Annotated in this window: 9 protein-coding genes and 2 tRNA genes; 6 read left to right on the top strand and 5 right to left on the bottom strand. The window is 61.4% G+C overall.

The genetic code is table 11. The features are described from left to right. Positions 1–219: 219 nt before the first annotated feature. Positions 220–1,131 (top strand): endo alpha-1,4 polygalactosaminidase, encoded by a 912-nt coding sequence (locus tag RUH75_RS12760; RefSeq protein ID WP_313806464.1) that lies wholly within the window; start codon positions 220–222, stop codon positions 1,129–1,131. A 15-nt stretch (positions 1,132–1,146) separates the two neighbouring features. On the opposite strand, the gene RUH75_RS12755 is transcribed toward RUH75_RS12760, so the two are convergent. Together RUH75_RS12755 and RUH75_RS12750 are read right to left on the bottom strand one after the other, a co-directional pair. Further along, positions 1,147–1,223: transfer RNA gene (locus RUH75_RS12755), tRNA-Arg, on the bottom strand. A gap of 153 nt (positions 1,224–1,376) precedes the next feature. Then, positions 1,377–1,453, bottom strand: a tRNA-Arg gene (locus RUH75_RS12750). Between the two features lie 139 nt (positions 1,454–1,592). Between RUH75_RS12750 and RUH75_RS12745 the strand changes: the two genes are divergently transcribed. Next, positions 1,593–2,093, top strand: a complete 501-nt coding sequence (locus RUH75_RS12745) for a hypothetical protein (RefSeq protein WP_313806463.1) — start codon at positions 1,593–1,595, stop codon at positions 2,091–2,093. Positions 2,094–2,132: 39 nt separating this feature from the next. On the opposite strand, the gene ppdK is transcribed toward RUH75_RS12745, so the two are convergent. The 3 genes from ppdK to RUH75_RS12730 all read right to left on the bottom strand — a co-directional run bounded on the left by ppdK (position 2,133) and on the right by RUH75_RS12730 (position 8,040). Next, a complete protein-coding gene (gene ppdK / locus RUH75_RS12740) occupies positions 2,133–4,835 on the bottom strand; it encodes a pyruvate, phosphate dikinase (protein ID WP_313806462.1) in 2,703 nt (900 codons plus the stop codon). Positions 4,836–4,979: 144 nt separating this feature from the next. Then, positions 4,980–7,058 carry a glycine--tRNA ligase subunit beta gene (gene glyS / locus RUH75_RS12735; protein WP_313806459.1) on the bottom strand — a complete coding sequence of 693 codons (2,079 nt, stop codon included), beginning with the start codon at positions 7,056–7,058 and terminating at the stop codon, positions 4,980–4,982. Between the two features lie 109 nt (positions 7,059–7,167). Continuing rightward, positions 7,168–8,040 (bottom strand): glycine--tRNA ligase subunit alpha, encoded by an 873-nt coding sequence (locus tag RUH75_RS12730; RefSeq protein WP_313806457.1) that lies wholly within the window; start codon positions 8,038–8,040, stop codon positions 7,168–7,170. 176 nt (positions 8,041–8,216) lie between these two features. Here RUH75_RS12730 and RUH75_RS12725 point away from each other — a divergent pair, with 176 nt between their 5' ends. The 4 genes from RUH75_RS12725 (at position 8,217) to pth (ending at position 11,414) form a co-directional block, all read left to right on the top strand. Further along, positions 8,217–9,131, top strand: coding sequence for a TraB/GumN family protein (locus RUH75_RS12725; RefSeq protein WP_313806455.1), 915 nt, complete (start codon positions 8,217–8,219; stop codon positions 9,129–9,131). Between the two features lies 1 nt (position 9,132). Further along, the gene (locus RUH75_RS12720; protein WP_313806453.1) at positions 9,133–10,017 is read left to right on the top strand and encodes a TraB/GumN family protein; all 885 of its coding nucleotides are present in this window, start codon (positions 9,133–9,135) and stop codon (positions 10,015–10,017) included. Positions 10,018–10,143: 126 nt separating this feature from the next. Beyond that, the gene (locus RUH75_RS12715) at positions 10,144–10,755 is read left to right on the top strand and encodes a 50S ribosomal protein L25/general stress protein Ctc (RefSeq protein WP_313806451.1); all 612 of its coding nucleotides are present in this window, start codon (positions 10,144–10,146) and stop codon (positions 10,753–10,755) included. Positions 10,756–10,844: 89 nt separating this feature from the next. Continuing rightward, the gene (gene pth / locus RUH75_RS12710) at positions 10,845–11,414 is read left to right on the top strand and encodes an aminoacyl-tRNA hydrolase (RefSeq protein ID WP_313806449.1); all 570 of its coding nucleotides are present in this window, start codon (positions 10,845–10,847) and stop codon (positions 11,412–11,414) included. The last annotated feature ends 56 nt before the right edge of the window (positions 11,415–11,470 follow it).

Here is an 11,470-nt window from a genome sequence, read left to right as displayed (position 1 = left end):
CTTTAATGAATCCATGTTTCCAAAAAATTCGTGGAAAACTATCAAATTGCTTATGCCAAAGGTGAATAATCTTTCGAACTATAGCAGTAGAAATATATCTGTTGTTATATCCTGATCAATCTTCTTTCTTTTATCAGCAGACGGATGGCCACTCCTTATGCTAGAAGGAGGTGGGCACATTTATTCAGGATCGCCGCTCCGAAAGGACGGGCCGTGACTATGATCCGGAAACCAAAAAGGCTTTCGCAGATCAGTTCGCTCACCATGGCGATGCTGATCCTCGCTGCCTGCGGTGGCGGTGGTGGTTCAGGCAATTCCTCTCCCGCTCCTTCCCCGTCGCCATCTCCCTCTCCATCCCCTTCTCCCAGCCCTACACCGACACCTACGCCCGGGCCGGCCACGCTTCCCAGTTGGGACTGGATATTGCAAAGCCAGGGCCTGCCAGCGACGCCTCCAGCGGTTGCCTATCTGGACATCGACGGATTCGATAGCAGCGCAGCCTATGTGACGCTGGCCAAGAGCCGAGGCATAAAGACGATCTGCTATCTCGACATCGGATCTGCGGAGAGCAATCGGCCGGATTATTCCCGCCTGTCGGCCATTTCCGGCCTGCTGGGCAACAGCTATCCCGGCTTTGCAGGGGAGCGCTATATCGACATTCGCCGCTATCCGGAGTTCATCCAGGTGATGGACGATCGATTGCGCATGTGCCGGGACAAGGGATTCGATTATGTCGAATTCGATGTCATGGACGCCTTTGAGGATGGCGCAGCCACAACCGGGTTCAACCTTACCGAACAGAATATGATCGATTATGTAACCGCCCTGTCCAGCCGGGCGCGCGGCTATGGGTTGAAGCCGGTGCAGAAAAACGCGAGCGGCTCATCGGCAAAGATCATTTCCCTGTTCGACGCCATCCTGTTCGAAGGATGCGTGCTGGGCAATTTCTGTTCCGACGATGCGCCCTATATTGCGGCGGGGAAACCTGCCTTCAACGCCGAATATCCCGAGGAGTGGCCCGCCGGAACCTTCGATCGGGCAAAGACGTGCAGCGTGTCGGACAATGCCAGAATCTCGACGATCATCACCGTCGTCGATCTCGACCGGCCCGCCCCGGACCGGTGCGAATAATTGCGATTTGGGGAATGGTGCACCCGGAACGATTCGAACGTCCGACCCTCAGATTCGTAGTCTGATGCTCTATCCAGCTGAGCTACGGGTGCGTTGTGGAGGCGCAGATAGAAGGGGTGGAGCGCTCTGGCAACCCCCTAAGTTCGCCAAGTGGAAATTAAAATGCGAGACGATTTTTGAACGGCAAAACATGTTCCGGCACCGAAAAGCGGATCGATTTGCGCTGCCGATGTGAATGGGAAAAATGGCGCACCCGGAACGATTCGAACGTCCGACCCTCAGATTCGTAGTCTGATGCTCTATCCAGCTGAGCTACGGGTGCGTTGGAGTGGCGCAGATAGAAGCGCTCGAACATTTGAGCAAGCCCTTTTTGCACTTTTTTAACGGGCCGAACCAATGCAAGGCGAACCGCAACCTTTGCTCCCGTCCACTCGTTCGACGGGAAAGGAAAGGATGCTGACATGACCTTCACCCTCAACGAAATCGCGCTGTTGCTTATCGCGCTGCTGGTGGGGCTGGTTCTGGGCCTCGTCATCAGCGGACGGGGCAAATATAAGCGCTATTGGCGTGACGAGCAGTTGGCCCATCGTCGGGCGATTGAGGACCGGGACACTCGCTTGACCGCTGCGCAGGAACGAATTGGAGAGCTTGAGCGGCAGACAGGACCGATCGGCCCCGGCACAGCGGAAGCGGTTGCCGGCGCGGTACATGGACGCGACGATCTCAGCCGCATCCACGGCATCACGCCGCAGGATGAAATTGCGCTCAATGAGGCCGGCTATCACCGCTATCCGCAGGTCGCCGCCATCAGCAGCGAGCAGGAGGCGGAGTTGGAAACGCGACTGGGGTTGAGGCAGGGCGTCATTGCGCGCGAAGAATGGCGGGAACAGGCCCGGCTGCTCGACGCGCATAAGGATGACGAACATGCGCGACTCTATAAGCATCGCGCCACACGGGTCTGAAGAGACAGGGGCGGGATTTCGTCCCCGCCCCTTTCCATCCTACTTCCCGTTCGCCAGCGCGGCCTGAGCGGCGGCGAGACGGGCGATCGGCACGCGATAAGGCGAGGCCGATACATAATCGAGGCCGGTCTTCTCGCAGAAGGCGATCGACGCCGGATCGCCGCCATGTTCGCCGCAAATGCCGAGCTTGATGCCGTTGCGGGTCGCGCGGCCACGTTCGGCCGCCAGTTCGATGAGCTGACCCACGCCCTCCACATCGATGCTGACGAACGGATCGCGAGCGAAGATGCCCTTGTCGACATATTGCGTCAGGAAGCGGCCGGCATCGTCACGGCTGATGCCGATGGTGGTCTGTGTCAGGTCGTTGGTGCCGAAGGAGAAGAATTCGCCCACTTCAGCAATCTCGCCAGCCTTCAACGCGGCGCGCGGCAGTTCGATCATGGTGCCGACCAGATATTCGACCGAAGCGCCCTGCTCCTCGAAAACCTGCGCGGCGACGCTGTCGACGATCGCCTTCATCAGTTCCAGTTCCTTCTTCGTCGCAACGAGAGGGATCATGATTTCGGGAATCGGCGCTTCGCCGCTGCGCTGCTTGATGATCAGCGCGGCTTCGAAGATGGCGCGGGCCTGCATCTCGTATATTTCGGGATAGGTGACGCCGAGGCGGCAACCGCGATGGCCGAGCATCGGGTTGAACTCGTGCAGTTCGGCCGCGCGGCGCTTGAGCGCTTCGACGCCCACGCCCGCGGCCTTCGCCACTTCCTCGAACTCCGCTTCGCCATGGGGCAGGAATTCATGCAGCGGCGGGTCGAGCAGGCGGATGGTCACGGGCAGGCCCGCCATCACCATGAATATCTGCGCGAAATCGTCCCGCTGTTCAGGCAGCAGCTTGTCGAGCGCCACGCGGCGGCCCTTTTCACTGTCGGCGAGGATCATCTCGCGGACGGCGGTGATGCGGGCGGCGTCGAAGAACATATGCTCGGTGCGGCACAGGCCCACGCCTTCCGCGCCGAAATCGCGGGCGGTCTGGCAGTCCAGCGGCGTTTCGGCATTAGCGCGGACCTTGAGGCGGCGAACCTTGTCGGCCCAGCCCATCAGCACGCCGAAGTCGCCCGCCAATTCCGGCTGCACGGTCGGAACTTCGCCCGCCATCACCTCGCCGGTGGCGCCGTCGATGGTGAGGATGTCGCCTTCCTTGAGGGTGCGGTCGCCGATACGCAGCGTCTTGGCATTGTTGTCGATCGACAAGCTACCCGCGCCGGAGACGCAGGGACGGCCCATGCCACGCGCCACCACGGCGGCGTGGCTGGTCATGCCGCCACGCGCGGTCAGGATGCCCTTCGCCGCGTGCATGCCGTGAATGTCCTCGGGCGAGGTTTCGACGCGGACGAGAATGACAGAATCGCCCAACTCGTTGCGACGCTCGGCGGTGTCGGCGTCGAACACGATCGCGCCCGAAGCCGCGCCGGGCGAGGCAGGCAGCCCCTTGGTCAACACATCGCGCGGCGCCTTGGGATCGAGCGTCGGGTGAAGAAGCTGGTCGAGCGCGGCGGGATCGACGCGGGCGACGGCTTCTTCCTCGGTGATGAGGCCCTCATTGGCCATGTCGACCGCGATCTTGAGCGCGGCCTTGGCGGTGCGCTTTCCTGACCTGGTCTGAAGCATCCAGAGCTTGCCCTGCTGCACCGTGAACTCGATGTCCTGCATGTCGCGGTAATGGGTTTCGAGGATCTGGAAGACCCGCGCCAATTCGGCATAGGTTTCCGGCATCGCCTCTTCCATCGACAGCGGCTTGGCCCCTGCCCGCTCGCGCGCCTGCTTGGTGAGATATTGCGGCGTGCGGATGCCCGCCACCACGTCCTCGCCCTGGGCGTTGATGAGATATTCGCCGTAATAAGCATTCTCGCCGGTCGCGGGATCACGGGTGAAGGCAACACCCGTTGCCGAGGTATCGCCCATATTGCCGAACACCATCGCCTGCACATTGACGGCGGTACCCCAATCATGCGGGATCGAGTTCAGGCGGCGATAGACCTTGGCGCGGTCAGCCTGCCACGAGCCAAAGACGGCGCTGATCGCGCCCCACAGCTGGTCGTTCACATCCTGCGGGAAGGGCTTGTTCCACAACTTTGAAACAAGGGCCTTATATTCGGTGACAAGCGCCTTCCAGTCGTCGGCGGTCATTTCCGTGTCGAGCGTGTAACCCTGATCTTCCTTGGCGATTTCAAGGGCTTCCTCGAAGGCGCCATGGTCGAGTTCCAGCACCACGTCGGAATACATCTGGATGAAGCGGCGATAGCTGTCCCAGGCGAAACGCTCATCACCCGACGCACTGGCGAGGCCAATGACGGTTTCGTCGTTGAGGCCGAGGTTCAGCACCGTGTCCATCATGCCGGGCATCGAAATGCGCGCGCCGGAGCGGACGGAAACCAGCAGCGGGTCGGCCTTGTCACCGAACTTCTTGCCCGTGACACCTTCGATATGGGCGATGCCGTTCGCGACTTCCGCCTTCAGGCTCTCGGGATAAACGCCGCCATCGGTGTAATAGCGCGTGCACATCTCGGTCGTGATGGTGAAGCCCGGAGGCACCGGCAGGCCAATGGCGGCCATGCCGTCCAGATTGGCGCCCTTGCCGCCCAGAAGGTTCTTGTCACCCTTGCCACCGTCATCGACGCCACCGCCGAAACGATAAACATAACGGGTTGCGGTCGTGCTCATGCTGGCCTCTTCCATTGTCAACATAATCGCGGCTCTCCTGCACTGATTGCCGTGTCTTTGTGCGATGCAACAATTCTTTAGAACAGGAGTGCGATAAACGCACCTGCTTTTACGATATTTGTCCTCTCACTTCACTGATTTTCCCGGTTGTCCGGGTATCTTTCTCTATCAGCCTGTAATTTTCGAGAAATCCGCCACTGCATGGACAGCTTCCCGCACACGGGCAAGCAGCGCGAGGCGAGCAGAGCGCTTGGCCGGATGGGCGTCGTTGACGGTGACGCTTTCGAAAAAGGCGTCGATCGGGGCGCGCAATGTTGCAAGTGCGGCCATGGCGCCTTCGAAATCCTCCGCAGTGACCGCTACGGCTGCGCGGGGTTCGGCGGAGTCGAGCGCTGCTATGAGATCAGCTTCGGCCTGTTCGGGCGTGTAACTCAGCGCGACGGCTTCGGCGGTTTCGACGCCTTCCTTCTTCAGGATGTTGGCGGCGCGTTTGTAACCGGCCAGCAGGTTAGCGCCGTCGTCCGTCGCCACGAAGGACTGGAGCGCCTTCACGCGGGCGAGCAGGCGGACAAGGACGTCCTCGCCACCGAGCGCGAACACAGCGTCGATCAGGTCGTGGCGGACGCCCGCTTCCTTTTGCTGGACCTTGAGACGGTCAATAGTGAACGAGACGAGATCATCTGTAGGATCAGCGTAATTCACGCCATCCGAATGATATAAACGTTCCCCATCGCAAGCGCTGTAGAGAGAACTCAGCGACACCCGCAGGTTGTTGTCGATGATGAGCCTGATCAACCCGAGCGCCGCGCGACGCAACGCAAAAGGGTCTTTTGAACCGGTTGGTTTCTGGTCGATCAGGAAGAACGAATAAAGGGTGTCGACCTTATCGGCCAACGAAACAACCGTTCCCAATTCATCAGACGGGAGATCATCGCTCTGCCCAATCGGTTTGTAATGATCGCGAATGGCTGCCGAGACGGGAAGCCCTTCCGCATCAGCGTAATAGCCCCCCATAGTCCCCTGCAATTCAGGGAACTCGCCAACCATTTCCGTAACAAGATCAGCTTTGGCCAATTCAGCGGCCTGTCTCAAAAGAGGCTGAAATTTTCGCGCCTTTTCTTCCGACCATCCGATCAATTCGGGAATACGGTCAGCCGCAATTGTCGCTACCCGCTCGACCTTCCGTTTCACGGTCCCAAGCTTTTCGTGGAAGGTGATGCGCTCCAGCTTCTTCGCGTGGTCCTCAAGCTTCGTCTTGCGGTCCTGCTCCCAAAAGAAGCGGGCGTCCGACAGGCGGGCGGCGAGGACCTTGCGATTGCCGGCGATGATCGCCGCGCCGCCATCCTTCGCCTCGATATTGGCGGTGCAGATGAAGGCCGGTGCCAGCTTGCCGCTCGCATCGCGCAGAACGAAATATTTCTGGTTGATGCGCAGGGTTAGCTGAATGACTTCAGGCGGAACCTCAAGAAAGGCCGGGTCGAAATCGCCCAGCAGTGGCACCGGCCATTCGGTGAGGCCCGCATTTTCCGCGATGAGGCCCTTGTCCTCGATCACAGTATAACCCTGTGCGGCAGCGGCGTCGTTCGCCTTCGCCTCGATGATCGACTGGCGCTCCTGATGGCTGACGATCACATGGCAGGCGCGCAGCTTTTCGACATAATCGTGGGCGCTGCCGATGGTGATCTCGCCGGGATGGTGGAAGCGGTGGCCTAACGTGGCGTAGCCCGACTTGACGCCTTCGATCTCGATCTCGACCAGATCATCGCCAAGGATCGCGACGATGCCTTGCAGCGGGCGGACCCAGCGGAGGCTTTCGGTGGTGTGCGAGGAAGCGCCCCAGCGCATGGACTTGGGCCAGGGGAAGGCGCGGATGACCGTGGGGACGGCTTGCGCGAGCACTTCGACGGTGGCGCGGCCAGGCTTGTTGACAACGGCGAACCAGATTCCGTCGCGGTCTTCGAGCTGGTCTTGACGGAGGCCGGTCTTGCGCAGGAAGCCCTCCAGCGCCTGCGCGGGCGCGGAGGTGCGCGGCCCCTTGAACTCCTCGCTGACGGCAGCGGTTTCCAGCGGCAGGTTGCGCGCGATCAACGCCAGACGGCGGGGCGTAACGAAGCTGTCGACGCCCTCCGGCTTCAGGCCAGCCCTGGCCAGTTCCTCGGTGAAAAGGCGGACGAGGTCGTCCGACGCCTTCAATTGCATGCGCGCCGGGATTTCCTCGCAGCGCAGCTCAAGGAGGAAGTCGCTCATGCGATTTCCTCCGCAGCCCCAGCGAAGGCTGGGGCCTTGTGCCGGATCGCGTTCGGCCTGAGGCACGAGATCCCAGCTTTCGCTGGGATGACGGAATTGTTCTTACGCATCATGCGGCCCACCCGTTCACTTCCATCCACTTTTCGCAGGCGCCCTTGGCAAGATCGCGCACGCGGCCGATATAGCTGGCGCGTTCCTGCACCGAGATGACGCCGCGCGCCTGGAGCAGGTTGAAGACATGGCTCGCCTTGATCGCCTGATCATAGGCGGCGAGCGGAACGCCTGCTTCCAGCGATGCCTTGCATTCGGCCTCGGCATCCTTGAACCAGCGGAACAGCTTTTCGGTGTCGGCTATCTCGAAATTCCATTTCGACATCTGCCGCTCATTTTCGAGGAACACGTCGCCATAGGTGACGCCGGCGTCGTTGAACTTCAGGTCGTAAACGCTGTTGACGCCTTGAATATACATGGCGAGGCGTTCGAGGCCGTAGGTCAGTTCACCCGCGACCGGCTTGCAGTCAAAGCCACCCATCTGCTGGAAATAGGTGAACTGGGTGACTTCCATGCCGTCGCACCAGACTTCCCAGCCAAGACCCCAGGCGCCCAAGGTCGGGCTTTCCCAATCGTCTTCGACAAAGCGGATGTCATGGACCAGCGGGTCGATGCCGATCTCCACCAGCGACCCCAGGTACAGCTCCTGAAGGTTCGCCGGGCTCGGCTTCATGATCACCTGATATTGGTAATAATGTTGGAGCCGGTTCGGATTTTCGCCGTAGCGGCCGTCGGTCGGGCGGCGGCTGGGCTGGACATAGGCGGCGTTCCAGGAATTTGGACCCAGGCTGCGCAGCGTGGTCGCCGGGTGGAAGGTGCCCGCGCCCACCTCCATGTCATAGGGTTGCAGGATCACGCAGCCCTGCTTCCCCCAATAGGCATGGAGGGTCAGGATCAGATCCTGAAAGGAGAGCGCTTTACTTGTCGCCACGGATCGTCCCCAGAAAATCACGGCCTGAAAATGACGGTTTAATTGCGGCGGCCCTTGGCGCAGCGAGGGCGCAGGGTCAAGGGAAAGAGGGTGGGAAGGAAGGTAAATCCGCTTGCTCTGTTGCATGGCGGGACGCATGGATGGGGCAAGATCGATCACAGGAACATGAAAACCGCATGAAATGGCCCTTTTTCCATTGGCTCGCGCCTGCCATGTTGCTGCTCGGCGGATGCGCGCTGGAACAGCCCGCTTCCGCTCGGGATGCGGCGGCGCGCTCGGCCTATGTGACGCCGGCGCTGTGGACGGTGAAGGATGCCGATACCACCATCTATCTGTTCGGCACGGTCCATGTGATGAAACCGGGGGTGGACTGGTTCAGGGGCGGGGTCAAATCGGCCTTCGGGCAGTCGGACGAACTGGTTCTTGAAATCGTGGAGCCGGACGATCCCAATGCGCTGGCCTCGACCGTGGCGGGGACGGCTCTGGCGCGGGACGGCGTGAAACTGTCGGACCGGCTGGGCGCGGAAGAGCGGACCAGATATCAGACGGCGATGACCGCCAACGGCCTGCCCTGGCAGGCGTTCGAAATGTTCAATCCCTGGATGGCCGGCATGGCTTTGTCGGTGCAGCCGCTGGAGAAGCTGGGCTACAAGTCCGACCTGGGCGCCGAGAAGATACTGACGGCGGCGGCCAGGGCTTCGGGCAAGAAGGTCGGCGCTCTGGAGACGGTGGAGCAGCAGCTTGGCTATTTTGCCGGGTTGCCGATGGAGCAGCAGGTCAGGTTCCTGACCGCCACCATCGAGGGGTTGCCCGACATGGACAGGGAATTTGCCAGCCTGGTTGCGCATTGGCAGGGCGGCGAGCCTGAAAAGCTGGCGGTCGAGATGAACGAATCGCTGGAAGCGACGCCGCAACTGGCGCAGGTCCTGCTGATCCAGCGCAACGCCAATTGGGCGAAGTGGATCAGGCAGCGGCTCGGCCGACCGGGGATCGTGTTCATTGCCGTGGGCGCAGGGCATCTGGCGGGCAAGGACAGCGTGCAGGATCAGTTGAAGGCGCTAGGCATCTCTTCGGAGCGGGTGAAGCGGTAGAATGATGCGTCTGCTGGCGCGCTGGCTGGGACTGGCGGTCCTCTTTCTGGTCGCCGCGTGCGGAAGTGAGCCCCCTGCCCCGCCGCCCGGCGGCGGGCCGGCCCTCTGGCGCGTCGAGGGCAAGGGGATCAATGGCTGGCTGTTCGGCACCATCCATGTGTTGCCGGGTAACGTGCAATGGCAGACCGCGCCGATCAAGGACGCCCTGGCGCGGGCCGATCGACTGGTGCTGGAATCGGCGGAAATTCAGGATCAGGTCCGGACGCTGGCGCTGTTCGAGAAAATGGGGCGCAGTCCGGGGCTGCCACCACTGGAGGTCCGCTTGCCGGTTGAGGACAGGACGGCACTGGAGGAGATCGCCAGCGATGGGGGCACCAGTGCGCGGGCCCTGTCCGGATATGAGAGCTGGGCGGCGGCCATGCTGCTCTCGGCGGCGGCGCAGCAGGCGCTGCATGTCAGCAAGGATAATGGCGTGGAACCGGCGCTGATCGCCGCGTTCAGCGACGCGGGGAAGCCGATCGGCGGGTTGGAGACGGTGGAGCGGCAGTTCCGCGCCTTCGACACGCTGCCCGAAGCCGTGCAGCAGCGGTTGCTGGCCGATACGGTGCATGAGGCGAAGAATATGCGGATGCTCTACGACCGCATACTCAAGGCGTGGATCAGGGGCGACATCGCCACCCTCTCGCGGGAGGATCAACTGAGCGGGAAGCCCGATCCGGTGGTGGAGCAGGCGGTGCTGATCGACCGCAACCGCGACTGGGTGAAGTCGGTCGAAGCGCTTGCAGGGCGCCCATTCATCGCCGTGGGCGCGGGGCATCTGGCGGGCAAGGGCAATCTGGTCGAACTGCTGCAAGCCGGGGGTTATAAGGTTACGCGGGTGCAGTAACGCCAAAGCCCGATTTTCTGTTCTCTTGCTTTCCCGCCCTTTTCTGTTATTGGGCCACCCGTCCCGGCATGGTCATCCCTGGAGGCGTGGCGGGCGCTTATATCAATTTGCTTTTGGAGACACGCAATGAGCGAGCAGCTTACGCTGTCGGCAGAGGCACGCGATCGGGCAGGCAAGGGAGCCTCCCGCGCTCTCCGCCGTGAGGGCCGCGTACCCGCCGTCATCTATGGTAACAATGAAGAACCGCAGTCGATCCACGTCGAGGAAAAGCTTCTCAGCAAGCTGCTCGGCACCGGTCACTTCTTCAATTCGGTCGTCATGGTCGAGGTGAACGGCAAGGCCGTGCGCACCCTGCCCAAGGATGTCGCCTTCCATCCCGTGACCGACCGTCCGCTGCACGCCGACTTCCTGCGCGTTTCGGAACATGCCACCGTCCACGTCAACGTGCCGGTGCGCTTCGAAAATGAAGACGCTTCGCCGGGCCTGAAGAAGGGTGGCGTGCTTAACATCGTCGCCCATGAAGTCGAACTGATCGTCGACGCGGCCGAGATTCCCGACGACGTCGTCGTCGATCTGAGCGGGCTGGACGTTGGCGAAACGATCCACATCGGCGCCGTGAAGCTGCCCAAGGGCGCCAAGGCCCATGGCGAGAGCGACTTCACCGTTGCGACCATCGTTGCCCCCTCGGCCCTTAAGAGTGCCGAAGGCGACAACGAAACCCCGGCTGAAGGCGCCTGAGCCTTTAACGGGCAAGTCCTTCGGGACTGGAAATTCCGATCCCGCTTGCCTAGTCGGCAAGCGGGATTTTTCTTTGGAGTGGACAAGCGATGCAGATCTGGGTGGGCCTGGGCAATCCCGGAACCCAATATGCGATGAACCGGCATAATGTCGGCTTCATGGCGGCCGATGTGATCGCGGACATCCATCGTTTTTCTCCACCGAAGAAACAGTTTCAAGGCTGGGTGCAGGAAGGCCGGATCGGGCCGGAGAAAATCATCCTGATCAAGCCCGCCACCTTCATGAACGAGAGCGGGCGGTCCGTCGGCGAAGCGATGCGTTTCTACAAGCTGACACCGCAGGATGTGACCGTTTTTCACGACGAACTCGACCTGACGCCGATGAAGGTGAAGGTGAAGCGCGGCGGCGGCAATGCGGGGCACAACGGCCTGCGGTCGACCGATGCGCATATCGGGGCGGAATTTCGCCGGGTGCGGATCGGCATCGGCCATCCGGGGCACAGGGACCGGGTGCATGGCTATGTGCTGGGCAATTACCACAAGAGCGAGATGGACGCGCTGTCCGACATGCTGGGCGCGATCGGAGCCGAGGCGGAGTGGCTCGCCAGGGGGGATGATGCGCGCTTCATGAACGAGGTGGCGCTGCGGCTGGCGGATTAGGTGTCTGGTTGCGACACATCATTGGCGTAATAAAGCACACCGTCAACTTTAGTCAT

This window comes from Sphingobium sp. (genome assembly GCF_032153725.1).
Taxonomy (GTDB): Bacteria; Pseudomonadota; Alphaproteobacteria; order Sphingomonadales; family Sphingomonadaceae; genus Sphingobium.
This window is presented reverse-complemented; position numbering and strand designations above follow the sequence as displayed.